The 26,318-nt window shown below is 70.4% G+C and carries 20 protein-coding genes; 10 read left to right on the top strand and 10 right to left on the bottom strand.

All coding sequences use genetic code 11. The features are described from left to right. The first annotated feature begins 164 nt into the window (after nucleotides 1-164). The 6 genes from ACYBSK_RS26315 (at nucleotide 165) to ACYBSK_RS26290 (ending at nucleotide 7,073) form a co-directional block, all read left to right on the top strand. Complete coding sequence (locus tag ACYBSK_RS26315) at nucleotides 165-995, top strand: ABC transporter ATP-binding protein (protein ID WP_457479700.1); 831 nt, start codon at nucleotides 165-167, stop codon at nucleotides 993-995. Next, nucleotides 992-1,819, top strand: coding sequence for an ABC transporter ATP-binding protein (locus ACYBSK_RS26310; protein ID WP_457479699.1), 828 nt, complete (start codon nucleotides 992-994; stop codon nucleotides 1,817-1,819). The genes ACYBSK_RS26315 and ACYBSK_RS26310 overlap by 4 nt, the downstream gene beginning before the upstream one ends. Beyond that, nucleotides 1,816-2,706, top strand: a complete 891-nt coding sequence (locus ACYBSK_RS26305) for a branched-chain amino acid ABC transporter permease (RefSeq protein ID WP_457479698.1) — start codon at nucleotides 1,816-1,818, stop codon at nucleotides 2,704-2,706. Before ACYBSK_RS26310 ends, ACYBSK_RS26305 begins: the two co-directional genes overlap by 4 nt. A gap of 76 nt (nucleotides 2,707-2,782) precedes the next feature. Beyond that, nucleotides 2,783-3,835, top strand: a complete 1,053-nt coding sequence (locus ACYBSK_RS26300; protein WP_457481862.1) for a branched-chain amino acid ABC transporter permease — start codon at nucleotides 2,783-2,785, stop codon at nucleotides 3,833-3,835. After that, on the top strand, nucleotides 3,832-5,106 hold the full coding sequence (locus ACYBSK_RS26295) for an ABC transporter substrate-binding protein (protein ID WP_460243585.1): 1,275 nt from the start codon (nucleotides 3,832-3,834) through the stop codon (nucleotides 5,104-5,106). The genes ACYBSK_RS26300 and ACYBSK_RS26295 overlap by 4 nt, the downstream gene beginning before the upstream one ends. Nucleotides 5,107-5,300: 194 nt before the next feature. Beyond that, on the top strand, nucleotides 5,301-7,073 hold the full coding sequence (locus ACYBSK_RS26290) for an ABC transporter ATP-binding protein (protein WP_460243584.1): 1,773 nt from the start codon (nucleotides 5,301-5,303) through the stop codon (nucleotides 7,071-7,073). Nucleotides 7,074-7,328: 255 nt separating this feature from the next. On the opposite strand, the gene pssA is transcribed toward ACYBSK_RS26290, so the two are convergent. The 9 genes from pssA to ACYBSK_RS26245 form a co-directional block, all read right to left on the bottom strand. Continuing rightward, nucleotides 7,329-8,132 (bottom strand): CDP-diacylglycerol--serine O-phosphatidyltransferase, encoded by an 804-nt coding sequence (pssA, locus tag ACYBSK_RS26285; protein ID WP_457481861.1) that lies wholly within the window; start codon nucleotides 8,130-8,132, stop codon nucleotides 7,329-7,331. Between the two features lie 34 nt (nucleotides 8,133-8,166). Beyond that, nucleotides 8,167-8,823: a phosphatidylserine decarboxylase gene (locus ACYBSK_RS26280; RefSeq protein WP_457479695.1), complete on the bottom strand. Its 657-nt coding sequence runs from the start codon at nucleotides 8,821-8,823 to the stop codon at nucleotides 8,167-8,169. A gap of 193 nt (nucleotides 8,824-9,016) precedes the next feature. Then, nucleotides 9,017-10,222, bottom strand: a complete 1,206-nt coding sequence (locus ACYBSK_RS26275) for an acyl-CoA dehydrogenase family protein (protein WP_457479694.1) — start codon at nucleotides 10,220-10,222, stop codon at nucleotides 9,017-9,019. A gap of 2 nt (nucleotides 10,223-10,224) precedes the next feature. Then, entirely contained in the window at nucleotides 10,225-10,734 is a 510-nt protein-coding gene (locus ACYBSK_RS26270; RefSeq protein WP_457479693.1) for a MaoC family dehydratase, read from the bottom strand. Nucleotides 10,735-10,741: 7 nt separating this feature from the next. After that, the gene (locus ACYBSK_RS26265) at nucleotides 10,742-11,707 is read right to left on the bottom strand and encodes an HpcH/HpaI aldolase/citrate lyase family protein (RefSeq protein ID WP_457479692.1); all 966 of its coding nucleotides are present in this window, start codon (nucleotides 11,705-11,707) and stop codon (nucleotides 10,742-10,744) included. Continuing rightward, nucleotides 11,704-13,752 carry a protein meaA gene (locus ACYBSK_RS26260; protein ID WP_457479691.1) on the bottom strand — a complete coding sequence of 683 codons (2,049 nt, stop codon included), beginning with the start codon at nucleotides 13,750-13,752 and terminating at the stop codon, nucleotides 11,704-11,706. Before ACYBSK_RS26260 ends, ACYBSK_RS26265 begins: the two co-directional genes overlap by 4 nt. A gap of 22 nt (nucleotides 13,753-13,774) precedes the next feature. Beyond that, on the bottom strand, nucleotides 13,775-15,112 hold the full coding sequence (gene ccrA / locus ACYBSK_RS26255; RefSeq protein ID WP_457479690.1) for a crotonyl-CoA carboxylase/reductase: 1,338 nt from the start codon (nucleotides 15,110-15,112) through the stop codon (nucleotides 13,775-13,777). 470 nt (nucleotides 15,113-15,582) lie between these two features. Next, entirely contained in the window at nucleotides 15,583-16,407 is an 825-nt protein-coding gene (locus ACYBSK_RS26250; protein WP_457479689.1) for a TetR family transcriptional regulator, read from the bottom strand. A 278-nt stretch (nucleotides 16,408-16,685) separates the two neighbouring features. Further along, a complete protein-coding gene (locus ACYBSK_RS26245; protein ID WP_460243583.1) occupies nucleotides 16,686-18,470 on the bottom strand; it encodes a 3-hydroxyacyl-CoA dehydrogenase family protein in 1,785 nt (594 codons plus the stop codon). A gap of 347 nt (nucleotides 18,471-18,817) precedes the next feature. On the opposite strand from ACYBSK_RS26245, the gene ACYBSK_RS26240 reads away from it, so the two are divergent. After that, nucleotides 18,818-19,390 (top strand): adenylosuccinate lyase, encoded by a 573-nt coding sequence (locus tag ACYBSK_RS26240; protein WP_457479687.1) that lies wholly within the window; start codon nucleotides 18,818-18,820, stop codon nucleotides 19,388-19,390. Between the two features lies 1 nt (nucleotide 19,391). Here ACYBSK_RS26240 and ACYBSK_RS26235 read toward each other — a convergent pair whose 3' ends face one another. Then, nucleotides 19,392-20,432: an Rv2578c family radical SAM protein gene (locus ACYBSK_RS26235; protein WP_457479686.1), complete on the bottom strand. Its 1,041-nt coding sequence runs from the start codon at nucleotides 20,430-20,432 to the stop codon at nucleotides 19,392-19,394. Between the two features lie 168 nt (nucleotides 20,433-20,600). On the opposite strand from ACYBSK_RS26235, the gene ACYBSK_RS26230 reads away from it, so the two are divergent. The 3 genes from ACYBSK_RS26230 to ACYBSK_RS26220 all read left to right on the top strand — a co-directional run bounded on the left by ACYBSK_RS26230 (nucleotide 20,601) and on the right by ACYBSK_RS26220 (nucleotide 26,278). After that, nucleotides 20,601-21,044 carry an SRPBCC family protein gene (locus ACYBSK_RS26230; protein WP_457479685.1) on the top strand — a complete coding sequence of 148 codons (444 nt, stop codon included), beginning with the start codon at nucleotides 20,601-20,603 and terminating at the stop codon, nucleotides 21,042-21,044. Nucleotides 21,045-21,230: 186 nt separating this feature from the next. Then, the gene (locus ACYBSK_RS26225; protein ID WP_460243582.1) at nucleotides 21,231-23,645 is read left to right on the top strand and encodes an MFS transporter; all 2,415 of its coding nucleotides are present in this window, start codon (nucleotides 21,231-21,233) and stop codon (nucleotides 23,643-23,645) included. 251 nt (nucleotides 23,646-23,896) lie between these two features. Then, nucleotides 23,897-26,278 carry an ATP-binding SpoIIE family protein phosphatase gene (locus tag ACYBSK_RS26220; RefSeq protein WP_460243581.1) on the top strand — a complete coding sequence of 794 codons (2,382 nt, stop codon included), beginning with the start codon at nucleotides 23,897-23,899 and terminating at the stop codon, nucleotides 26,276-26,278. Nucleotides 26,279-26,318: the final 40 nt, after the last annotated feature.

Here is a 26,318-nt window from a genome sequence, read left to right as displayed (position 1 = left end):
TGACACGGGGTCTTGTGCGCGGGCACAACCGGGGCGGGCGGGCGCTGGGCCCGCGCAGCGATTCGCGGGCCGCCCGTGGACGGGCCGTCCGCGCGGTGCTGTCGTGAGCGCCACCGGTCCAGGGCCACCGGGCCAGGGGAGGGACGTACGCAGTGATCAACGCAGTGTCCGACGCAAGAGAATCAGGGCTACGGGTCGACGACGTGTCCGTCGGCTACGGGCCCGTACGCGCCCTGCGCGGTGTGACCTTGGAAGTGCCGCGGGGCGCCGTCGTCGCCGTGCTCGGCGGGAACGGGGCGGGCAAGTCGACGCTCCTGCGCGCCGTGTCGCGCACGCTCGGCTTCCACGGCGGAACGGTGACGTCCGGCGAGGTGAGCTTCGGCGGGCGCCGGATCGGCGGTCTGTCCGCCGACCGGGTGGTGGCCGCCGGGGTGTGCCAAGTCCCGGAGGGGCGGCAGGTGTTCGCGCGGATGACCGTCGCGGACAATCTGCGGGCCGGGGCGCTCGGCTCGCACGGTTCGCGCGCCGACAAGGCGGCGGCGCTGCGGCGCGTGCACGAACTGTTCCCGGTGCTCGCCGAGCGCGCGGGGCAGCGGGCGGGGCTGCTGTCCGGCGGCGAGCAGCAGATGCTGGCCGTGGGCCGGGCCCTGATGGCCGGGCCGCAGCTGCTGCTGCTCGACGAACCGTCCCTGGGGCTCGCCCCGTTGATGGCGGCCCGGATCGCCGACACGATCCGCGAGATCAACGCCCAGGGCGTCTCCGTCCTCCTCGTCGAGCAGAACGCCGCGCTCGCGCTGCGGCTCGCCTCGCACGCGTACGTCCTGGAGGTCGGCGAGATCACCCTGCACGGCCCCGCCGACGAACTCGCCGGCTCCGACGAGGTGCGCCGCCGCTACCTCGGCGTGGTCGACGAGACGGCGGCCTCGGACGCGGCCGCCGCCACCGGCGGCGCCGCGCACCCGCCGACGCTGCGCCGCTGGGGAGGCACCCGATGACCGAAGCGCCTCCCACGACGGCGGACGTACCGCCGCTGCGCGTACGGGACCTGACCGTGCGCTTCGCGGGCCTCACCGCCCTCGACGCCATCGGCCTCACCGTCGAACCGGGCACCGTGCACGCCGTCATCGGCCCGAACGGCGCGGGCAAGTCCACCACGTTCAACGTGCTCTCCGGCGTCTACCGGGCCACCTCCGGCACCGTCCACCTGGGCGAGCGCGAACTGACCGGACTGCCGCCGCACCGCATCGCCGAACTCGGCGTCGCCCGCACCTTCCAGAACCTGGCGCTGCCGCCGACCGCCACCGTCGCCGACAGCCTGCTCCTCGGCCGGCACCGGCTGACCCGCGCGGGCTTCGTCGCGGCGGGACTGCGGCTGCCGTCGGCGCTGCGCGAGGAGCGCACCCACCGCGAACGAGTGCGGGAGATCGCCGAGTTCGTCGGCATCGGCGACCAACTCTGCGCGCCGACCGGCTCGTTGCCGTACGGCGCGCAGAAACTCGCCGAACTGGCGCGCGCCCTGTGCATGGAGCCGAAGGTCCTCCTGCTCGACGAACCCGTCGCGGGCATGACCGCCGACGAACGCCGTCGCACCGCCGCCGTCATCGCGGGCGTCCGCGACAGCCTCGGCATCTCCATCGTGCTGGTCGAGCACGACATGGGCGTCGTCATGCGGCTCGCCGACGAGGTGACGGTCCTCGACTTCGGCCGCCGCATCGCGGGCGGCGCCCCGGAACGCGTACAGAACGACCCGGCGGTGATCCAGGCGTACCTGGGCGCCCCCGACGAACCGCAGGACCACGCCGGAGAGGCCTCCGCATGACCACGTTCCTCGAACTCCTCATCAACGGCGTCTCCATGGGCTCCGTGTACGCCCTCATCGCCCTCGGCTTCGTCGTCATCTTCCGGGCCACCGAGGTCGTCAACTTCGCCCACGCCTCGCTGCTGCTCGCCGGCGGCTACGTCACCGCGTCCCTCCACGAGGACCTCGGGTTCTGGCCGGCGCTCGGCGTCGGCATCGCGGCCGCGGCCGTGGTCGGCGCCGCCGTCGAGTTCTTCGTCATGCGGCGCTATCGGGGCCGGGACCACAGCGTCCTCGCCATCGTCACCATCGGCGTCGACATCCTCCTGACGACCGAACTCACCCGCCGCCTCGGCACCGACGTGCTCGCCATGGGCGACCCGTGGGGCGACGCCGTGCTCACCATCGGCGGTGTGTCGATCGCGCACACCAGGATCGCCGCGCTCGCCGCCGCCGCGCTGCTCATCACCACGTTCCTGCTCACGTTCCGCTACACCTCGTGGGGCGTCGCGATGCGCGCCGCCGCCGAGAGCGGTGAGACGGCCGCGCTGATGGGCGTACGCCTGGGACGCGTCTCGCTCGGGGCGTGGGCCGTCGCGGGCGGACTCGCCGCCGTCGCCGCGCTGTTCCTGACCGTGTTCCCGACACCGGGGCTGGAACGGGCCACGTCGCTGGCCGCGCTGAAGGCGTTCCCCGCCGCCATCCTCGGCGGACTCGACTCCACCACCGGGGCGCTCGTCGGCGGTCTGATCGTCGGCGTCACCGAGTCCCTCGCCGCGGGCTACCAGAGCGAACTCGCCTTCATGGGCCGGGGTCTCGGCGACCTCGCCCCCTACCTCGTCATGACCCTGATCCTGCTGCTGCGGCCCTCCGGCCTCTTCGGGACGAAGGAGCTGGCCCGTGTCTGAAGCCGTCGCCTCCGAGGCCTCCGAATCCACCCGGACCACCGAACCGGCCGCACAGAAGGGCCGTTCGCGGCTTCCGCTGCTCGCCCGCCGCCGTACGTACGTCATCGCGGCCTGCGCGGTCCTGCTGCTCGCCCTGCCGTTCTACCTGGACCGTTTCTGGCTCCAGGCCGGACTGTTCGCCATGGCCGCCGCCATCGGCGCCATCGGCCTCAACCTGCTGACCGGTGCCACCGGCCAGCTCTCCATGGGCCACGCCTTCTTCCTCGCCGTCGGCGCCTACGGGTACTGCGTGTTCGCGGGGGAGCGGGGCCAGACACTCAACGGGCTCGGCCTTCCGCCATGGCTCGCCGCCGTGCTCGCGGTGCTCGTCGCGGGCGTCGCGGGCGGCCTGTTCAGTCCCATCGCGGGCCGCCTCAAGGGCGCCTACCTCGGCATCGCGACCCTCGCGCTGATCTTCATCGGGCAGCACGTCCTGTTCAACGCCGAGGACCTCACCGGCGGCGCCAACGGCCGCGACGTGCCCGCCATGAGCCTGTTCGGCCTCACCTTCGACGACAGCGCGCTCACCGTCGCGGGCGTGCCGTTCGGGGCGTCGGAGAAGCTCTGGTACCTGGGCCTGCTGCTCGCGCTCGGCTGCGCGCTCTTCGCCCGCGGCGTGCTGCGCGGCCGGCCGGGCCGCGCGCTGAACGCCATCCGCGACCACCGGATCGCGGCCGGAGTGCTCGGCGTGCCCGTCGCCCGCTACCGCGGCTTCGTCTTCGTCCTGTCGTCGATGTACGCGGGCCTCGCCGGTGTCCTGCTCGCCCTGGTCTTCCAGCGGACCGTGCCCGACTACTTCGGCATCACGCTCTCCCTCGAATACCTCGCCATGATCGTCATCGGCGGCCTCGGTTCGGTGTCGGGAGCCGTCGTCGGCGCGGCCTTCGTCTCGCTGCTGCCGCAACTGCTCACGCGGTACAGCGACGCCCTGCCCCTGGTCTCCGCCCCCGGCACCGGCGGCGTGGCACCGGGCGAGGCGTCCCGCTATCTGTACGGCGCCGCCGTCGTGGCGGTCGTCCTGTTCCTACCCGGCGGACTTGTGCGGCTGACCGCCCATCGCGCCAGGAAAAACCCTCAGGAGGAAGCATGAAAGCACGGCACGGCCGCACTCGCGCGCTCACGACGACGGCCCTGGTGACGCTCCTCGCGCTCACCGCCGCGTGCAGCTCGAAGGCCACGGACGACGAGGGCGACAAGCAGAGCGCCGGCGGCATCAAGACCGGCAAGGGCATCACCGGCAAGACCATCAACCTCGGCGTCCTCACCGACATGACCGGCGTGTACGCGACGCTCGGCAAGAGCGTCACGCAGGCCCAGCAGCTGTACGTGAAGCAGTTCAACGCGGCGGGCGGCGCCTGCGGCTACAAGGCCAAGCTGACCGTGCGCGACCACGGCTACGACCCGCAGAAGGCCGTCGCCGGCTACACCGAGCTGGCGCCGGAGGTGCTCGGCTTCCCGCAGTTCCTCGGCTCGCCGTTCGTGGCGGCCGTCAAGCAGCGCATCGACGGCCAGGACAAGGCGCTCGTGCTGCCGCAGGCCTGGTCGGCGCACCTGCTCGGCAGCAAGTACGTGCGTGTCATCGGCTCCACGTACGACATCGAGACGATCAACGCGATCGACTTCCTGATGAAGGAGAAGGGTCTCAAGAAGGGCGACAAGCTCGGCCACGTCTACTTCGAGGGCGACTACGGCGAGAACGCGCTCCAGGGCTCGACGTACATGGCGAAGGAGGCCGGGCTCACCGTCGTCGAGCAGAAGATCAAGCCGACCGACAACGACATGACCGCGCAGGTCTCCGCGCTGAAGAAGGCCGGCGTCAAGGGCGTCGTGATCAGCGCGGGGCCGCGCCAGGCGGCCTCCCTCGTCGGCGTCGCCGCCGCGGCCAAGCTGAACGCGCCGATCATCGGCAACAACTCGGCCTACTCCCCGCAGCTGCTCGGCACGCAGGCGGCGCCCGCCCTGCTCAAGAACTACTGGGTCGCCTCCCCGTCGCTGCCCATCGGCGCGGACACCGAGGACGCCAAGAAGCTCGTCGCCGACTACAAGGAGGCGTACCCGAAGGACTCGCTGGACAACGGCGTCGTCGCGGGCTGGACCGCCGCGGCCGTGTTCGGCGAGGCCCTGAAGAAGGCGTGCGCGGACAAGGACCTGACACGCGAGGGCGTCGACAAGGCGCTGCTGTCGATGAGCGACTTCGAGAACGGCTTCGGCGTCACCCAGGACTTCAGCGACCCGAAGGCCCCGTCCTCGCACGCATCGGTGATCCTCCAGCCCGACAAGTCGGCGGTCGGCGGCATGAAGGTCGTGCGTGAGCCGTCCGAGTCCGAGGAGGCCAAGGGCTTCACGCCCAAGGCGGGTTGACCCCCGCGCACAGTGACCAGGCCGGGAGCGTTCGGACGCTCCCGGCCTGGCCGACATACGCCCGTACGCCCCGAAAACACGTGGACCGACCACGCTCCGTCACGGGACACTCCGATGCCCGGCCCTCACCACGGCCGGAGACCCTCACCCGCCAACACCCAAGGGACGGGATCGGATTGACCTCACTGCGCGAAGTGCCACCGAGCCGCGGCTCGGTACTGCTCGCACTCCGCTACTACGGACGAGAACTGGCCCGTGCGCGCCGGTTCGCCGCCCCCGCGATGCTGCTGCCCGCGCTCGGCAACATCGGAATCAACTACATCGCCCCGCTCGTCGTCGCCAAGCTGGTCGGCCACCTCGCCGACGGCGGCGAGCGCTCCGTGGACGCGCTGCTGCCCTACGTCCTCGCCTTCGCCGGCGTGCTGCTCGCCGCCGAGGCGCTGTGGCGCATCGGCTTCCACTGCATCAACCGGCTGGAGGCGGGCGCCATCTCCCGCCTGTACGTGATCGGCATGGACGAGCTGTACGCGAAGGACGCCACGTTCTTCCACAACAACTTCGCCGGAGCCCTCACCAAGCGCGTCCTCAGCTTCGCCTCGCGCTTCGAGGAGTTCGCCGACGTACTGATCTTCAACGTGATGGCGAGCTTCGTGCCGATCGTGTTCGGATCGATCGTGCTGTGGCGCTACGAGCCGTGGCTCGTCGTCGTGCTCCTGGCGATGATCGCGATCACCGGGCTGTGCGTACGGCCCCTGATCCGGCGCCGCCAGAAGCTGGTCAACGCGCGCGAGGCGGCCTTCACCCACATGTCGGGGCACGTCGCCGACAGCCTGATGAACATGGAGACGGTCCGCGCCTTCGCCGCCGAGGAGCGCGAGGCCGCCGAGCACCGGGAGCGGGTCGCGAGCGCGCGCGGCCACATCCTGCGGGCCTGGGACTACGGGAACCTGCGCGTGGACACCCTCGTCGCCCCGCTCTCCGTGCTGACCAACGCCCTCGGACTGCTGCTCGCCGTCGCCCTCGCGGGCAACGGACAGGGCGTCGAGGCGATCGTCGTCGCGTTCACGTACTTCGGCAACGCGACCCGGATCATGTTCGAGTTCAACCAGATCTACCGCCGTCTGGAGCGGGCCATGACGGAGGCGGCCCAGTTCACCGAGCTGCTGCGGGACAAGCCGAAGGTGCTCGACCCGGCCGAGCCCGAGGCGCTCGGCGTCCCCGCGGGCGCCGTCCGCTTCGAGAAGGTCGCCTACGCGCACGCGGGCGCGGAGCCGCTGTTCACCGGTCTCGACCTGACGGTGCCCGGCGGCACGCGGCTCGGCCTGGTCGGCCGCTCCGGCGGCGGCAAGACGACGCTGACCCGGCTGCTGCTGCGGATGATGGACATCGACGGCGGCCGCATCCTGATCGACGGCCAGGACATCTCGAAGCTGCGCCAGAGCGACCTGCGCTCCCTGATCGCGTACGTCCCCCAGGAGCCGGCCATGTTCCACCGCAGCCTGCACGAGAACATCGCCTTCGCCCGGCCGGGCGCGAGCGACGCCGAGATCCGGCGGGCGGCGGAGGCGGCCCACGTCACGGAGTTCGCCGACGCGCTGCCGGACGGCTTCGACACGATGGTCGGGGAGCGCGGCATCAAGCTCTCCGGCGGCCAGCGCCAGCGGGTCGCGCTCGCCCGCGCGATCCTGCGGGACGCCCCGATCCTGCTCCTCGACGAGGCGACCAGCGCGCTCGACTCGGAGAGCGAGGTGCTGGTGCAGGAAGCGCTGTGGAACCTCATGGAGGGCCGCACGGCCCTGGTCGTCGCCCACCGCCTCAGCACGGTGGCGGGCATGGACACCCTGGTGGTCCTCGACCGCGGCCGCATCGTGGAGCAGGGCAGCCACGAAGAACTCCTCGCCGCCCACGGCACCTACGCCAAGCTCTGGCAACACCAGTCAGGAGGCTTCCTGGAGGAGGTCGCCTGAGGCCGGCGGCGCCGGGGCGGGGGCGGCCCGTAGCGCCTGCCCGGCGCCGGGGTGCCGCCTTGCCCACCCTGCCGCCCAAGGCGGCAGATTGCCCAAGGCGGCGGGTGGGCCCCATCAAGCCCCTCCGGCGATTGAGGAGCGGGGTCCGGGGCAGAGCCCCGAGTCCGCAACCCCGGGGCCGGTGACACGCACAAAAAAGGGCGGTGGGCCCGAGCCAGGAAAGGCTCGGGCCCACCGCCCACACGCTCAGCCGGGCTACGGCAACTGCGCTGCCCGCGCCTCCCGCCGATTCCCCCGGAAATTGTTCACACGCCGTGCCGTCGCGAACAACGGAATCACCGCACCGAGCACGACCTGCAACGTGCACCCGGTCGCCAGCAGCAGCTGACCCCCCGGCGCGTCGAACGCCCACGCCGCGAGGAGACCCATGCTCGCCACGATCCACGCCAGCATCGCCACGGCGAGCCGCCCCCGCGGCTTCGGGTACTCGACCCGGCTGACCATGAGCCACGCCGTACCGATGATCGCCAGCAGCGTCGCCACGAACGGCAGCTCAAGGAGCACGATCGACACGACGGTCAGCGCGCCGAACGGCGACGGCATGCCCTGGAACGTACCGTCCTTCACGGTCACGCACGAGAACCGCGCAAGCCGCAGCACCACCGCCAGCAGCACCACGATCGCGCCCACCGCCGCGACTCTCTGGTGCGCGTCATCGGCGACCATCCCGTACACAAGTACGAAATAAGCCGGAGCCAGCCCGAAGCTGATCAGGTCGGAGAGGTTGTCGAGCTCCGCGCCCATCGGCGACGACCGCAGCTTCCGCGCGACCAGACCGTCGAACAGGTCGAAGATCGCGGCGGCCAGCATCAGGATCACGGCGGTCGCGGCGGAGTGCCGCGCCATGCCGGAGTCCGCGCTGCCCTGGATGTGCGGGATCAGGATCCCGGTCGTCGTGAAGTAGACGGCCATGAAGCCGCACGTGGCGTTGCCCAGCGTGAGGGTGTCCGCTATCGACAGCCGGAGCGACAGCGGCATCTCCTCCGCGTCGTCCGTCATGTCGGCGTCATCGGCCCAGGCCGTGGTCTCGGATTCAGTCACGGTCAATGCGGGTCACCCCAGCCACCGTCTTCTGGCCGACCTCGACGTCGACCTCGACGCCCTCCGGCAGGTAGATGTCGACACGCGAGCCGAAGCGGATCAGACCGATGCGCTCGCCCTGCTCCACCTTCGTGCCCTGCGGGATGTACGGCACGATGCGGCGGGCCACGGCGCCGGCGATCTGGATCATCTCGATGTCACCGAGCTCGGTGTCGAAGTGCCACACCACGCGCTCGTTGTTCTCGCTCTCCTTGTTGAAGGCGGGAACGAAGCCACCGGGGATGTGCTCGACCGACGTGACCGTGCCCGCGAGGGGAGCGCGGTTCACGTGCACGTTCAGCGGGCTCATGAAGATCGCGACGCGGGTGCGGCCGTCCTTCCACGGCATGATGCTCTGCACCACACCGTCGGCCGGGGAGATGACCCGGCCGGGAGCGATCTCGCGCTCGGGGTCGCGGAAGAACCACAGCATGCCGGCCGCCAGAGCGGTGGTCGGGACGGCGAGTGCTGCTGCCTTCTTCGAGCGGCGCGAGCGCGCCAGGCTGAGGGCAGCCGTGGCGACGGTCGGGAGAAGCCACGGCGAGGCTCCGCGCGCAAGACGTCCCTTCAGGACGCCGTCGCGTGGTGCAGAGATTTGGCTGTGGGGCATGGATGACCTTCGTAGCGGATGAGGCCGCGCTGTATACGGGGGACGGCGGCTTTTCCGGGGATGCTATCGGTTGCGAGCCACAACTGGGCAAGCCAGGAAGCCACATCGGACGGTAGGCGTGGCCCGGAGCACGTTGACGGGGTGTGATCTTCTTCGCGAAGAAACACCCCGTAAACGGACATCTTGCCCAGGTTCAGCCTTGGGATCGATACTCTTCGAGCAGTCGACGACCAATGATCATTTTCTGGATCTCGGCGGTACCTTCGCCGATCAGCAACATCGGGGCCTCACGGTAGAGGCGCTCGATCTCGTACTCCTTGGAGAAGCCGTAGCCGCCGTGGATCCGGAACGCGTCCTCGACGACTTCCTTGCAGTATTCGGAGGCCAGGTACTTGGCCATCCCTGCTTCGAGGTCGTTTCGTTCCCCTGAATCCTTTTTGCGTGCTGCATTGACCATCATCGCATGGGCGGCCTCGACCTTGGTGGCCATCTCGGCCAACTTGAACTGGATCGCCTGGTGCTGGGCGATGGGCTTTCCGAAGGTGTGCCGTTGCTGCGCGTAATCGACACCCAGCTCAAATGCACGCTGTGCGACGCCGCAGCCACGCGCGGCGACATTCACCCGCCCGACCTCTACTCCGTCCATCATTTGGTAAAAGCCCCGGCCGGTCTCCCCGCCCAATACGCGATTGGCCGGAATGCGCAGGTCATCCATCACGAGTTCGGTCGTGTCGACGCCCTTGTACCCCATCTTGTCGATCTTTCCCGGGATCGTCAGACCCGGACGGACCTCGCCGAAGCCCGGTTCCTTCTCCACGAGGAACGTCGTCATCGACTTGTGCGGCGCGGTGCCCTCGGGGTGACCTTCATCACTTCGCGTGAGAACCGCCACAAGTGTTGACGAACCGCCGTTCGTCAGCCACATCTTCTGGCCGTTCAGAAGGTAACTGTCGCCGTCCTTCACCGCCTTCGACGTGATCGCCGACACGTCGGAGCCAAGTCCCGGCTCGGACATGGAGAATGCGCCGCGCACCTCGCCGAGCGCCATGCGGGGCAGGAAGTGGTCCTTCTGCTCCTGCGTGCCGTGCTGCTTGAGCATGTAGGCGACGATGAAGTGGGTGTTGATGATGCCGGAGACCGACATCCAGCCGCGCGCGATCTCCTCCACGCACAGCGCGTACGTCAGCAGCGATTCGCCCAGACCCCCGTACTCCTCGGGAATCATCAGGCCGAACAGGCCCAACTCCTTGAGCCCGTCGACGATCTGCTGCGGGTACTCGTCGCGGTGCTCGAGTTCGGTCGCGACCGGAAGGATCTCCTTGTCGACGAAGTCCCTGACGGTGGAGAGGATTTCCTGCTGGACGTCGGTGAGGCCAGCGGTCTGGGCGAGTCGGCTCATGGTTACTTGCTCTCCCGAAGTTCCGGGCGGCCGGGCTGTTCGCCGCCGCGCTCCTTGATGTACGTCTCGGTGGGCACCATCACCTTGCGGCGGAAGACGCAGACGAGCGTGCCGTCCTGCTTGTAGCCCTTGGTCTCCACGTGGACGATTCCGCGGTCGCTCTTCGACCGGGACGGCGTCTTGTCCAGGACCGTCGTCTCGCCGTAGATGGTGTCGCCGTGGAAGGTCGGCGCCACGTGCTTGAGCGACTCGATCTCCAGATTGGCGATCGCCTTGCCGGAGACGTCCGGCACGGACATTCCGAGGAGCAGCGAGTAGATGTAGTTGCCGACGACGACGTTCTTGCCGAAGTCCGTCGTCTTCTCCGCATAGTTCGTGTCCATGTGGAGCGGGTGGTGGTTCATCGTCAGGAGGCAGAACATGTGGTCGTCGTACTCGGTGACCGTCTTTCCCGGCCAGTGCTTGTAGACGTCCCCGACGGTGAATTCCTCGTAGGTGCGGCCGAACTGCATGGTGTCGTCACGCCTCCGGGATCTCGAACTTGGACGTGCGCTGCATGCCCGCCGCGCGTCCCTTCCCGGAGATGACCAGCGCCATCTTCCGGCTGGCCTCGTCGATCATCTCGTCGCCGAGCATCGCCGAGCCCTTCTTGCCGCCGGCCTCGGACGTGCAGTACTCGTACGCGTCCAGGATCAGCTCGGCGTGGTCGTAGTCCTCCTGCGAGGGCGAGAAGACCTCGTTGGCGGCCTCCACCTGACCGGGGTGCAGCACCCACTTGCCGTCGAAGCCGAGCGCCGCGGCGCGGCCCGCGACCTCGCGGAAGCCGTCGACGTTCTTGATCTGGAGGTACGGGCCGTCGATCGCCTGGAGGTCGTTGGCGCGCGCCGCCATCAGGATCTTCATCAGGATGTAGTGGTACGCGTCGGCGCCGTAGCCGGGCGGCTGCTCGCCGACGACGAGGGACTTCATGTTGATGGAGGCCATGAAGTCGGCCGGGCCGAAGATGATGGTCTCGGTGCGCGGCGAGGCCTCGGCGATGGCGTTGACGTTGTTCAGGCCGGCCGCGTTCTCGATCTGCGCCTCGATGCCGATCTTCCCGACCTCGAAGCCCATCGTCTTCTCGATCTGGGTGAGGAGCAGGTCGAGCGCGACGACCTGCTCGGCGTTCTGCACCTTCGGCAGCATGATGCAGTCGAGGTTCTGGCCGGCGCCCTCGACGACGGTCACGACGTCGCGGTACGTCCACTCGGTCGTCCAGTCGTTGACCCGCACGACGCGCGTCTTGCCCGTCCAGTCGCCCTCGTTGAGGAACTTGACGATGGTGTGCCGCGCCTCGGGCTTGGCGAGCGGCGCGCAGGCGTCCTCCAGGTCGAGGAAGACCTGGTCGGCGGCCAGGCCCTGGGCCTTCTCCAGGAAGCGCGGGTTCGACCCGGGCACCGCGAGACAGGAGCGGCGCGGACGGAGACGGTTGACAGGACTGGTCATGCGGGGACCTCCAACGGGTCGAGGTTGTTCGCTTGCCGGATCTCGTCGACGATACGGCCGATGATCTCCGTGATGCCGAAGTCCTTGGGGGTGAAGACGGCGGCCACACCCGCCCGCTTCAGGTCCTCGGCATCGGCGTTGGGGATGATGCCGCCGACGATCACGGGGATGTCGGTGGCGCCCGCCTCACGCAGCCGGTCGAGCACGTCCGGCACCAGCTCGGCGTGCGACCCGGACAGGATCGACAGGCCGACGCAGTGCACGTCCTCGGCGAGCGCGGCGGACACGATCTGCTCCGGGGTGAGCCGGATGCCCTGGTAGACGACTTCGAACCCGGCGTCGCGGGCCCGTACGGCGATCTGCTCGGCGCCGTTGGAGTGCCCGTCCAGGCCCGGCTTGCCGACCAGGAGGCGGAGCTTGCCGCCCAGTTCCTCGCCGGTGCGGCGGACCTTCTCGCGGACCTCGGCGAGCGGCGTGCCCTCCTCGGCGGCGACCGCGACCGGCGCCGACGAGACGCCCGTGGGGGCGCGGAACTCGCCGAAGACCTCGCGCAGGGCCGCCGACCACTCGCCGGTCGTGACTCCGGCGCGGGCGCATTCGAGGGTGGCCTCCATGAGGTTCTCGGTGCCGGCCGCGGCCTCCTTGAGGCGCTCCAGCGCCTGCCGGGTGGTCGGGTAGTGGAACGGGTCGCCCATGCCCTGCCGGTCGGAGGACTCCTCACGCGTCGTGCGCCAGTCGCCGATGGCCCGCACGACCCGCGCCTCGACGTCGTGGTCCACCGTCATGATCGCGGTGTCCAGGTCGGCGGTGAGCGGGTTCGGCTCGGTGCCCTCGTAGCAGTTGACGCCGACGATCTTCTCCTCGCCGGCCTCGATACGAGCACGGCGCTCGGCGTGCGAGGAGACGAGCTGCGACTTCAGGTACCCCGACTCGACGGCGGCCATCGCGCCGCCCATCTCCTGGATCCGCTCGATCTCGGCGAAGGACTCCGAGACCAGCTCGTCGACCTTCTTCTCGATGACGTGCGAGCCCGCGAAGATGTCCTCGTACTCGAGCAGGTCGCTCTCGTGCGCGAGGACCTGCTGGATGCGCAGGGACCACTGCTGGTCCCAGGGGCGGGGCAGGCCCAACGCCTCGTTCCAGGCGGGGAGTTGGACGGCGCGGGCGCGCGCGTCCTTGGAGAGCGTCACGGCCAGCATTTCGAGCACGATCCGCTGGACGTTGTTCTCCGGCTGGGCCTCGGTCAGGCCCAGCGAGTTGACCTGCACCCCGTACCGGAAGCGGCGCTGCTTCGCGTTCTCGATGCCGTACCGCTCGCGCGTGATCTGGTCCCAGATCCGCCCGAACGCCCGCATCTTGCACATCTCCTCGACGAAGCGGACACCCGCGTTCACGAAGAAGGAGATGCGGGCCACGACGTCCCCGAACTTCTCGGCGGGGACCTGCCCTGAGTCGCGTACGGCATCGAGAACCGCGACGGCGGTGGACATCGCGTAGGCGATCTCCTGGACCGGAGTGGCCCCCGCCTCCTGGAGGTGGTAGCTGCAGATGTTGATCGGGTTCCACTTCGGCATGTTCGCCACCGTGTACGCGATCATGTCGGTGGTCAGCCGGAGGGAGGGCCCCGGCGGGAACACGTGGGTGCCCCGCGACAGGTACTCCTTGACGATGTCGTTCTGCGTCGTGCCCTGGAGTGCGGCGAGGTCCGCACCCTGCTCCTCCGCGACGACCTGGTAGAGCGCCAGAAGCCACATGGCGGTGGCGTTGATGGTCATCGAGGTGTTCATCTGCTCCAGGGGGATGTCCTGGAACAGCCGCCGCATGTCACCGAGGTGGGACACCGGGACGCCGACCCGGCCGACCTCGCCGCGGGCGAGGATGTGGTCGGGGTCGTACCCGGTCTGGGTCGGCAGGTCGAAGGCGACCGACAGACCCGTCTGCCCCTTGGCGAGGTTGCGGCGGTACAACTCGTTGGACGCCTCGGCCGTGGAGTGCCCGGCGTACGTGCGCATGAGCCACGGCCGGTCCTTCTGACGCTCAGTCATCTGCTGGCTCTCCTACGGAGGTTCAGACGTTCCGGAACCGGTTGATGGCGTCGATGTGCTGCGCCCGCTTCTCGTGGTCGCGCACGCCCAGGCCCTCCTCGGGGGAGAGGCACAGGACGCCGACCTTGCCCTGATGGGCGTTGCGGTGCACGTCGTGGGCGGCCTGGCCGGTGTCCTCCAGGGAGTACACCTTCGACAGCGTCGGGTGGATCTTGCCCTTGGCGATGAGCCGGTTGGCCTCCCACGCCTCGCGGTAGTTGGCGAAGTGCGAGCCGATGATGCGCTTCAGCGACATCCACAGGTAGCGGTTGTCGTACTCGTGCATGTAGCCCGAGGTCGAGGCGCAGGTGGTGATGGTGCCGCCCTTGCGCGTGACGAAGACGGAGGCGCCGAAGGTCTCGCGGCCGGGGTGCTCGAAGACGATGTCGATGTCCTCGCCGCCGGTGAGCTCGCGGATGCGCTTGCCGAAGCGCTTCCACTCCTTGGGGTCCTGGGTCTGCTCGTCCTTCCAGAACTTGTAGCCCTCGGCGTTGCGGTCGATGATCGACTCGGCGCCCATGGACCGGCAGATGTCGGCCTTCTGCTCGCTGGAGACGACACAGATCGGGTTGGCGCCGCCGGCGAGCGCGAACTGCGTGGCGTAGGAGCCGAGTCCGCCGCTCGCGCCCCAGATCAGGACGTTGTCGCCCTGCTTCATGCCGGCGCCGTTGCGGGAGACGAGCTGGCGGTACGCGGTGGAGTTCACGAGACCGGGAGCGGCCGCCTCCTCCCAGCTCAGGTGGTCGGGCTTCGGCATCAGCTGGTTCGACTTCACCAGCGCGATCTCGGCCAGGCCGCCGAAGTTCGTCTCGAAGCCCCAGATGCGCTGCTCGGGGTCGAGCATCGTGTCGTTGTGGCCGTCGCTCGACTCCAGCTCGACGGAGAGGCAGTGCGCGACGACCTCGTCGCCCGGGTTCCAGGCGTTGACGCCGGGCCCGGTGCGCAGCACGACGCCCGCCAGGTCGGAGCCGATGATGTGGTACGGCAGGTCGTGGCGCTTGGCCAGCTCGTTCGTGCGGCCGTAGCGCTCCAGGAACCCGAAGGTGGAGAGCGGCTCGAAGATCGAGGTCCACACCGAGTTGTAGTTCACGGACGAGGCCATGACCGCGACGAGGGCCTCACCGGGGCCGAGTTCGGGAACCGGGACCTCGTCGAGGTGGATCGACTTGCGCGGGTCCTTCTCGCGGGTGGTGAGCCCTTCGAACATCTCCGTCTCGTCCTTGTGCACGGTCATCGCGCGGTACGAGTCGGGGATCGGCAGGGCGGCGAAGTCGGCAGACGTGGCGGTCTGCGACTGAATCGCGTCCAGGATGTCCTTCACGGTGTTGCCTCCGGCGTTTCGCGTTTGAGGGGAACGCTGAGTCGGGTGTGGCTGCTGAGGTTTTTGAGGGTGTGCCGTCGGTTCGGCGGGGTGGTGCTGTGGCAGCGCTTGGTGTGGCGCGGAAGGTTGCCTGTGACGCAGGCGTCCGGGCGCGCGAATCACGGTCGTACGTGCCTCGCGGGGACAGCCGTCGCACGGAAGTTCTCTGTGCGCCGGCCGCCCGGACACCTTCAACGTATGGCACGCCGTGACAACGCACAAGGCACTGCGTGCCATGAATTTCGCTCAGGTGTCATTTTCGCTGTTCAGGTGAGCGATGATCGATCAAAGCAGGTGAGAGAAGGGCTACCGGCGCGTAGGAGGATCGATGATCGATCACGGCGGCCGGGGAAGGTGGGGCGCGGGCATGAAAAAGGCGCCTGACGTGGCACTGCGTGCCACGTCAGGCGCCCGGTGGGGCGGCGCCCCTGCTAGCGGTTCCTGAGCGCTTCCTCGATCGTGCGCATGACCTCCGGAAGCGGCGCGTCCGTCCGCGCCACCGTCACCAGGACCTCGCCGGACCGGGCGACCTGCGCGGGGGCGGCGGGCTCGGCCGGGGTGCGGCCCGCGCCGATGCCCGTGCCGAACGTGCGGCGCACGATCGCGAAGGCGTGGTCGAGCTGCGCCTCCACGTCGCCCTGGCCGTCGGCCCGCAGCCAGCGCCGCAGTACGTGGTTGTGTGCGGTGACGACGGCGGAGGCGGCCACCTCGGCGAGCAACGGGTCGTCGTTGCCGTCGTGGTGGGCCTGCTCGTCGAAGTGGCCGAGGAGGTAGCGGGTGAACAGCCGCTCGTAGCGGGCCACCGAGGCGATCTCGGCCTCGCGCAGCGTCGGCACCTCGCGGGTCAGCTGGTAGCGCGCGATGGACACCGTGGGCTGCGCCGCGTACATCTTCATGACTTCCTTGATGCCCCGGCAGACCGTGTCCAGCGGGTGCTCCATGGCCGGCGCCGCGTTGAGCACGGCCTCGGCACGCACCAGGGTGTCGTCGTGGTCCGGGAAGATCGCCTCTTCCTTGGAGCGGAAGTGGCGGAAGAAGGTGCGCCGGGCGACCCCGGCGGTCGCCGCGATCTCGTCGACCGTGGTCGCCTCGTACCCCTTCGTGGCGAAGAGCTCCATCGCCGCCGCCGCGAGCTCCCGGCGCATCTTGAGCCGCTGGGCGGCGGCCCGGTTGCCCGCGGCGCTCTCCGGAGCGTCGGGCGTGGCGGAGGGACGGGAGGACTGGTCGGCCTTGGACATGACCCGAACGTACTGCATGTACGTTCCCCATTGCGCCCCGGTCAGCGGGCTGGCCGACTCCCCGAGCAGCCCGCCCCAGCCGGTTTCGGCCTCCCCGGACGAATCAGCGGCAGGGCCTGTCCGGCGGATCTTGCCGGAGTCGCGGGTCCTGGCACGCCCATCTGCGGCGTTGTCGTCAATCACCATCGCTCCGCGATGCCTCAATCCTCCGCCTTGCAGCTGCACGCGCCAGGACCCGCTCGCCCGCACCGATCGTTCGAGGCCGCCCGGGACCAGCCCGATCCGCCGGACAGGCCCTACGCATATTCGCGGAAACCACGGCCCGTCTTGCGGCCGAGGCAGCCCGCGGCCACCAGGTGCTCCAGGAGCGGCGCGGGCGCGAGGCCCGGGTCGCGGAACTCGCGGTGCAGCACGCGCTCGATCGCGAGCGAGACGTCCAGGCCGACCACGTCGAGGAGTTCGAACGGGCCCATCGGATAGCCGCCGCCGAGCTTCATCGCGGCGTCGATGTCGTCGAGCGTGGCGTAGTGCTCCTGGACCATCTTGATCGCGTTGTTCAGGTACGGAAAGAGCAGCGCGTTCACGATGAACCCGGCCCGGTCGCCGCAGTCCACGGGGTGCTTGCGGATCTTCAGGGTCAGCTCGCGGACGGTCGCGTGCACGTCGTCGCCGGTCAGGACGGTCCGCACGACCTCCACCAGCTTCATCGCCGGCGCCGGGTTGAAGAAGTGCATCCCGATGACGTCCTGCGGGCGCGAGGTGGCGCGGGCGCAGGCGACGACGGGCAGCGAGGACGTGGTCGTCGCGAGGATCGCCCCCGGCTTGCAGACCTTGTCGAACGTCGCGAACAGCTGCCGCTTCACGTCCAGGTCCTCGGCGACGGCCTCCAGGGCCAGATCGACGTCGGCGAACGCGTCGTAGGAACCGGCGGGCGAGATGCGCGCGAGGGTCGCCTCGGCGTTCTCCGGCGTCATCCGGCCCTTGTCGACAGAGCGCTTGAGCGACTTGGCGATACGGGCCTTGGCCGCCTCCGCCTTCTCCTCGCTGCGGGCCGCGAGCACCACTCCGTACCCGGCCTTCGCGAAGACCTCGGCGATCCCGGAGGCCATCGTCCCCGAGCCCGCGACGCCGACGGAACGGACGGCGCGGGTGGGCCCGGCGAGGGCGTCGTTCAGCGGCGTCAGGGCGTCGCGGACGACGACCGAACTGCCCGCCTCCTCGTACGTGTAGAAGCCGCGGCCCGCCTTGCGCCCGGTCAGGCCCGCCTCGCTGAGCTGCTTGAGGATCGGGGCGGGGGCGTGCAGCCGGTCGTGCGACTCCGCGTACATGGCGTCGAGGACGGTACGGGCGGTGTCCACGCCGATCAGGTCGAGCAGCGCGAGGGGGCCCATCGGCAGCCCGCAGCCGAGCTTCATCGCGGCGTCGATGTCCTCGCGGGAGGCGTACTTGGCCTCGTACATGGCCGCGGCCTGGTTGAGGTAGCCGAACAGCAGCCCGTCGGCGACGAATCCGGGCCGGTCGCCCACCGCCACCGGGTCCTTGCCCAGCTCGATGGCGAGATCGGTGACGGCCGCCACCGCGGTCGGCGCGGTCAGCACCGACGAGACGACCTCGACGAGCTTCATCGCCGGGGCCGGGTTGAAGAAGTGCAGGCCGAGGACGCGCTCGGGCCGCGCCGAATCGGCGGCGAGCCGGGTCACCGAGAGCGCGTTGGTGCCCGTCGCGAGCACGGTCTCGGGGCGCACGATGCCGTCGAGGGCGCGGAAGATCTGCTGCTTGATCTCGTACGACTCCGGGGCGACCTCGATCACGAGGTCGGCCTCGGCCGCGGCCTGGAGATCGGTGAACGTGCGGAAGCGGGCGAGCAGCTCCGAGCGCTGCTGCTCGGTGAGGTGCTCGCGGCGCACCGCACGCGCCGTCGAGGCCTCCAGGGACGCCACGGCCTGGGCGGTGGCGACCTCGCTGATGTCGATGCCGATGACCTCGCGCCCGGCACGGGCGAGGACCTCGGCGATGCCGGTGCCCATCGTGCCGAGGCCGACGACGGCCACAGTTGAGATGCGGGACAGGGGAGCGTCCATCCGGGAACTCCAGAAGATGAGGGTGACGACTGCTGCGACTGATCCGCCGCACGGGCGCGAGCCGGCAGGCGCACGAAGACGCGCGAGGCCAACAGGAGCAAGAAGTGCGGGAGTTGCATCGAACCGGCGGCCCTGTCCCGGGGCCGAGCCGTACTGCGGTACACACGGGTACCGAACCGACCGACACTCACGGCGGCTGCGTCACCAGGCCGCCGCAAGCGGTACTGCGGGAAGTATGCCCCGCTCACCTGAGCTTAACCAGTGAGTAACGAGCGCGCCAGTACTTGCCGTTGAAAGGTCGCTGTGATCTACGTCGCCGCAGGCCCGCCGCGTCTACCCTCGACGTCATGGACGAAGAGTCGCGAACGGTGACGGAACGCATCCGGAAGGAAGCCGGCGGCACGCCCGCCTTCGAGCAATTGGCCGCCACCCAGGACAGGGACGAGCTGGCCGATGTGCTCACCGCGCCGCAGCAGCCGCTGTGGGCGCGCGAACTGGCGGCGTACCGGCTGGGCATGGCGGGCGACGGCCGCGCCTTCGAGTCCCTCGTCCTGCTGCTCAACCACCGTGACCCGGAGCGCTGCGCCGCCGCGGCCCAGGCCCTGGCGGCGCTCGGCGACCCGCGCACCGCGCGGGCGGCGGCCGCCCTCGCGACCAACGAACTGCGCGTCGCCTACGCCCTGCACCCCGTCCGGCTCCTCACCCAGCTCCGTGCCCCGGAGTCGGCCCCGGCCCTGATCGCCACGCTCCGTCGCCGTCTCGTCCCGCACGACCCGTACCGCAAGGTGGCGCTCGCCTGCGTGGAGGGCCTCGGCAGCCTGGCCGATCCGCGGGCCCGTGAGGTCCTCAAGGAGGCGGCGACCCATCCGCGGCTCGCGATGGCGGCGGAGGCCGCGCTGGCGAGACTTCCGCGGACCTGAGTCACAGCAGCGTCAGCTGGGTCGGCGCCCCGGCGGCCGGCGGCTCCTCGCGCACGGGGATCCGGCGGTGGGCCGCCGCCCGTGACGGGCCGATGCCGAACTCCTCGGCCAGTTCGTGGACCTGGCGGGTCACCCGGCGCTGGTACCACTTCGGGGCGTAGGCGCCCTCCGCGTACAGGCGCTCGTAGCGGCGCACCAGGTGCGGGTGGTGCTGGGCGACCCAGCCCATGAACCACTCGCGGGCGCCGGGGCGCAGATGCAGGACGAGCGGGGTCACGGAGGTCGCGCCCGCCGCGGCGATGGCGCGCACCGTGGCCCGCAGCTGGTCGGGGTGGTCGCCCAGGAAGGGGACGACCGGGGCCATCAGGACTCCGCAGCCGATGCCCGCGTCGGTGAGGGCGCGGACGACGTCGAGGCGGCGTTCCGGCGCGGGCGTGCCCGGTTCGACGGTGCGCCACAGTTCCTGGTCCACGAAGCCGACCGAGACCGAGGTGCCGACGTCGGTCACCTCGGCCGCCTGGCGCAGCAGCGGCAGGTCGCGCAGGATCAGCGTGCCCTTGGTCAGGATCGAGAACGGGTTCGCGTAGTCGCGCAGCGCCTCGATGATCCCGGGCATCAGCCGGTAGCGGCCCTCGGCCCGCTGGTAGCAGTCGACGTTGGTGCCCATCGCGATGTGCTCGCCGTGCCAGCGGCGCGAGGCGAGGTGGTGGCGCAGCAGCTGCGGCGCGTTCGTCTTCACCACGATCTGGCTGTCGAAGCCGAGCCCCGTGTCGAGGTCCAGGTAGCGGTGGGTGTTGCGGGCGAAGCAGTAGACGCACGCGTGCGTGCACCCACGGTACGGATTGACGGTCCACTCGAACGGCATCCGGGACGCCCCCGGCACCCGGTTCACGATCGACCGGGCCCGGATCTCGTGGAACGTGACTCCCGCGAACTCGGGGGTGTCGAACGTCCTGCTCACCACCGTCTCCGCGCCGAACAGCGCGGCGTCCCGGACCCGCCCGTGGTCGGCGGGCTCGTCCGTGAGGTTCTCCCAGCGCATGACGCCTCCTCGGTAGCTCTGGCCACAGAATAGAACACATGTTCCCTTGATCGTGCGAGCCCCGGCCCACGGGGTCCCGGCCCCGATTTGGGCGCCCGGTACGGAGGGTGATTGGCTTGACACCGCCCCTGGGCGGTCCCTGATCAACCGATTGCTGGAGGAAGAGTCATGGCGCAGGTCGAGGCCACCACGGAACGTGTCGTCGCCGCGAAGCCGGACGACGTCTTCGACGCCCTCGCCGACTACAGCGGCACGCGCGCGAAGGTGTTGCCCGAGCACTTCAGCGAGTACGAGGTGCGCGAGGGCGGCGACGGCGAGGGCACGGTCGTGCACTGGAAGCTCCAGGCCACCAGCAAGCGCGTCCGCGACTGCCTGCTCGACGTGACCGAGCCGAACGACGGCGAACTCGTCGAGACGGACCGCAACTCCTCGATGGTCACCACGTGGCGCGTCACCCCGGCCGGCGAGGGCCAGTCCCGCGTCGTCGTCACGACGGTGTGGAACGGCGCGGGCGGCATCGGCGGCTTCTTCGAGAAGACCTTCGCCCCCAAGGGGCTCGGCCGCATCTACGACGCCGTCCTCGCAAAGCTCGCCGCCGAGGTCGAGAAGTGATCCGGTGAAGCGTATGTAGTGCTCACCGTTTCGAGTGGTTTTCGTTTCGCGCCGGTTGTACGCCGTAGGGCTCCGACCGGCGCGTTCGTCGCTCCGGCCCACCTGAACAGCGAATCTTCGCGCTTGCCCGCCGTTGTCACGCAATGCGAGAAATATGCGGCGCAAGGGTGACGAGGGGAGCTGCAGGTGGGCACGACGACGCTGGTGACCGAGCCGGTCGACGATCCGGCGGCCCCGCCCGAGCGCCCCGCCGGGACGGTCCGTCCCCAACCCGCCGCCCCCGCCGCGCAGTTGCCCGGCCACGGGCTCACCCCGCGCCGCGTCCGCATGGTCTTCCTCGGCCTGATGCTCGCGCTGCTGCTCGCCGCGCTCGAGCAGATGATCGTCGCCACCGCGCTCCCGAAGATCGTCGGTGAACTGCACGGTCTGGACAAGATGTCCTGGGCGATCACCGCCTACCTGCTGACCTCCACCATCGGCCTGCCGATCTACGGAAAGCTCGGCGACCTCTTCGGCCGCAAGGGCGTCTTCCAGTTCGCCATCGTCGTCTTCGTCATCGGCTCCGCGCTCGCGGGCCGCGCGCAGACGATGGACCAGCTCATCGCGTTCCGCGCCGTCCAGGGCGTCGGCGCGGGCGGCCTCATGATCGGCGTACAGGCGATCATCGGCGACATCGTGCCGCCGCGCGAACGCGGCCGCTACATGGGCCTGATCGGCGCCGCGTTCGGCCTCGCCTCGGTCGCGGGCCCGCTGCTCGGCGGCTACTTCACGGACCATCTGTCCTGGCGCTGGTGCTTCTACTTCAACGTGCCGTTCGGCCTGATCACGCTCGCCGTGACCGCCGTGGTCCTCAAGCTCCCCAAGCCCACCAGGAAGCCCCGACTCGACGTGCTCGGCGCCCTGTTGCTGGCTGCCGCCTCAACCTGCCTGGTCCTGCTGACCAGTTGGGGCGGCACCGAGTACGCGTGGGGCGACCGCGTCATCCTCGGGCTCGGCGCGGGCGCCCTCGTCTCGGCGCTGCTGTTCCTCCTCGCCGAGAAGTTCGCCGCCGAACCCCTCATCCCGCTCCGCCTGTTCCGCGACTCCGTCTTCAACGTCAGCGGGCTCGTCGGCATGGTCGTCGGCGTCGCCCTGTTCGGCGCGGCGAGCTATCTGCCGACGTTCCTCCAGATGGTCGACGGTGCCTCGGCCACCGAGTCCGGCCTGCTGATGCTTCCCATGATGGGCGGCGTCGTCGGCGCCTCGATCATCTCCGGCCAACTCATCAGCCACACCGGCACGTACAAGCCGTACCCGATCCTCGGCGGCGCCCTGTCGACGGCCGGCATGTATCTGCTGTCCCGCCTCGAAGCGGACACCCCGCGCCTCGAATACAGCGTCTCCATGGCCGTACTGGGCGCGGGCATCGGCCTCATCATGCCGGTGCTGGTCCTCGCCGTGCAGAACTCCGTACGCGCTGCGGACCTCGGCACCGCCACCAGCGCCAACAACTACTTCCGGCAGATCGGCGGCAGCGTCGGCGCCGCGATCTTCGGCACGCTCTTCGCCGCCCGGCTCACGGACTCCCTCGCCGACCGGGTCCCGTCCGGCGGGGACGTCCCCGCCGCCGAATCCATCACACCGCAGCTCGTGCACGCGATGCCCGAGGCGCTGCGCGCCCCGTACATCGAGGCGTACGCCGACGCGATGCCGCGGATCTTCCTCTATCTGGTGCCGGTCCTCGTCCTGGGACTGCTCCTCGCCTTCTTCCTCAAGGAGACACCCCTGTTGTCCAGTTCCGCCGGTCCCGTCGGCTCCGAGTCCCACGCCATCCCCGCCCAGGAGCGCGCCACCGCCCACGTCGCCGGAGTGCCGGTCTGCGGCACCGTACGGCACTCCGACGGCACGCCGGTGGCGCGCGCCGCGCTCACCCTCATCGACGTGGGCGGCTCCCAGATCGGCCGCGGCGCGAGCGGTGACGACGGGCGGTACGCGCTCGCCACGCCCGGCTCCGGGGCGTACGTCCTGATCGCGGCGGCCGGGGGCCACCAGCCGCAGGCCGTGACGGTCACCGTCGGCGAGCGCCCCGTGGACCTGGACGTGGTGCTCGGCGGGGCGGGACGGCTGGCGGGTTCGGTGGTGACGGCGGACGGAACCCCCGTACGGGAGGCGATCGTCACGCTGACCAACGTGCACGGGGAGGTGGTGGCGACGACGCGCAGCGGCCGCGAGGGCGGCTACGTCATCACGGACCTCGTGGCCGGCGAGTACACCCTGGCCGCCAGCGCCCCCGCGTTCAGGCCCGCCGCGCTGCCGGTCACGGTGATGGCCTCCCGTGAGACCCGCCAGGACGTGGAGCTCGCGGGTGGCGCGGTGCTGCGGGGGACGGTGCGGGCGGGGGACGGCCGACCGGTGGAGGACGCGCGGGTCACGCTCCTCGACGCCGCGGGCAACGTGGTGGACACGCTGACGACGGGCATGGACGGGACGTTCCGCTTCGTCGACCTGGCGTCGGGGGAGTACACGGTGATCGCCGCGGGGTACCCGCCGGTGGCGACGGTCCTGCGCGTGGCCGGCGGCGACCGCACGGAACGCGACCTCCAACTGGGCCACGAGGACTGACGCCTCCGGCGATACCGCGGTGCGGGCATATCAAGCCCTTAAGGCGATACCGCGGTGCGGGCATATCAAGCCCCTCCGGCGATTGAGGAGCGGGGTCCGGGGCGGAGCCCCGAGGCCTTGCCCCCGGGGGACCGGGGCAGTCAAGGGGCGCGGCCCAATTCCCGTTAAGAACCCACCCGCAAACCGGCGGAGCCGTACCGTGGAAAGAGGCGGCACGCACCCCCGGCGTGCCGGAGGGAAGGAACGCGGCGATGCACGGCACCGGTCAAGCCCCGCAGGGCCGCGTCCCCCTGGCCGTCGTGGTGATCGACCACACGGGCGCGGTCTCCCACTGGAGCAGCGGCGCCCGCCGCCTCTTCGGCCCACCGAAGGAAGACGCCGTGGGCCGCCCCGCCGCCGACCTCCTCCCGGTCTCCGGCGCCCTGCCCCAAGAGGACACCGCCCCGCACGACTTGGAGGAATCCCTCGGCGGCCACCTCTCCTACCCGGCCTCGGGCCGCGCGAGGCTCGACGCCAGCGCCGGCCCCCGCAACCGCATCGACGTGCTCTGGTGGGCGTACCCCCTGGTGGGCCCCGGCCCCGAGCGACTGCTCGTACTCGCCGCGGACGCCCACAAGTTGACGGCCGAGGACGGCGCCGAGGCCGAGCGCATCGCCCCCGCCTTCGCCCTGCACACCGACTTCCCGGCCGCCGAGGAACTCGCCCGGAAGCTCCCCGAGATCCTGCCGAGCATGAGCGTCGCCGAGAGCGCCCGCATCGTCTCGCAGGTGCTCGAACTCGGCTACCCGGTCCTGGAGTTCAGCCAGCACGACCGCGTACCGGTCACGGCGGACTGGGGCGTGTCCCGGCGCACGGAACGCAAGGCGCGCCGCGCCGAGGCCGCCCGCGCCACGGCGCTCGGCGTCCCGTCCCCGCGCCCGCCCCTCGACGACGCCGACTCCGCGGAGGACCTCGAGTACGCCGCCGTACGCGACCGCCTCGAATTCCTCAACGAGGTGAGCGGACGCATCGGTTCGTCCCTCGACCTCTCCCGCACCATCGTCGAGGTCAGCCGCGCCGTCGTCCCCCGGTTCACCGACGTGGCCGGCACCTACCTGCGCGAACAGGTCGTCGCGGGCGAGGGCTTTCCCGAGGGCGCGCCCGACGCCACCACGATGTGGCACCGCGTCGCGCTGGAGCACACCGACGAACCAGGCCGCTGGGACGACGTCGTACCGGTCGGCGAGTCCATGCCGTTCCCCGTGCACACCCCGTTCTTCCAGTGCATGACCAGTGGCGAGCCCGTCCTCGTGCCGTACATCTCCGAAGAGATGGGCAACGCGATCGCGTCGCAGTTCGAGAAGCGCGACATCCGCCCGCTGATCAACCACCGCTCGATGCTGGTCGTCCCGCTCAAGGCGCGCAACGTCGTGCTCGGCTTCATGATCCTGCTGCGCCACCAGGAGCGGCCCGTCTTCAACGACATGGACCGCGCCACCGGCGCCGAACTCGCCGCCCGCGCGGGCCTCGTGCTCGACAACGCGCGCATGTACACGTACCAGGAGGCCGTCGCCGAGACGCTCCAGGACAGCATGCTGCCGCAGATCGAACCGCACATGCCGGGCTGCGACATCGCCACCCGCTACCTCCCGGGCACGCTGCTCGGGCGGGTCGGCGGCGACTGGTTCGACTCCATCAAGCTGCCCGGCGCGCGCACGGCGCTGGTCGTCGGTGACGTGATGGGGCACGGGCTCAACTCGGCCGCGATGATGGGCCAGTTGCGCACCGCCGTGCAGACGATGGCGGGCCTCGACCTGCCGCCCGCCCAACTCCTGCGCAACCTGGACGACTTGGCGCAGCGCCTCGGCGACAACTACCTGGCCACCTGCCTGTACGCGGTCTACGACCCGATCGCGGGCGAGCTGCACCTCGCGAACGCCGGACACATCCCGCCGGTGCTCGTACGCGCCGCCGACGGCAGCAGTGAACTGCTCGAACTGCCCACGGGCGCACCGATCGGCGTCGGAGGCGTGCCCTTCGAGTCCGTACGGGTTCCGGTCGCGCCCGGCGACCGCCTGGTGATGTGCACGGACGGCCTGGTCGAGGTGCGCGGCGAGGACATCGGCGTGGGCCTCGCGACGCTCAGCGAGTCCGCCGCCCACCCCGCCGCGTCCATGGACGACGCCTGCGACACCATCATCCGCTCGCTGGCCACCCGCGGCGGCCGCAAGGACGACGTGGCGCTGCTGCTCGCCCGGCTCAACGGCTTCGCGCGCGAGGACGTGGCCCACTGGACCCTCGCCCCGGAGCCCGCCGAGGTGCCCCGCGCGCGTGCTCTCGCACGGGAACAGCTGGAGCGGTGGGGCCTGTTGGGCATCGCCGACACCGCCGAGCTGATCGTGAGCGAACTGGTCGGCAACGCCGTGCGGCACGCGCGGGGCGGCCCCGTACAACTGCGCCTGGTGCGCTCCGGGACGCTGCTGTGCGAGGTCGAGGACACCGAGCACGCGCTGCCGACGCTGCTGAACGCGGGGCCGGGCGACGAGTTCGGGCGCGGGCTGCGGGTCGTGGCGCGCCTCTCGCGTGCCTGGGGCGCCAGCCGTACGGCGCAGGGCAAGACCGTCTGGTTCGAACTCACCGCGTCTTCTCGGTGAAGGTGCGCCCGGCGTGCTTGTGGGGCGCACTCCGGCGCGG

The sequence above is a fragment of the Streptomyces sp. BYX5S genome, from assembly GCF_054724165.1.
This window is presented reverse-complemented; position numbering and strand designations above follow the sequence as displayed.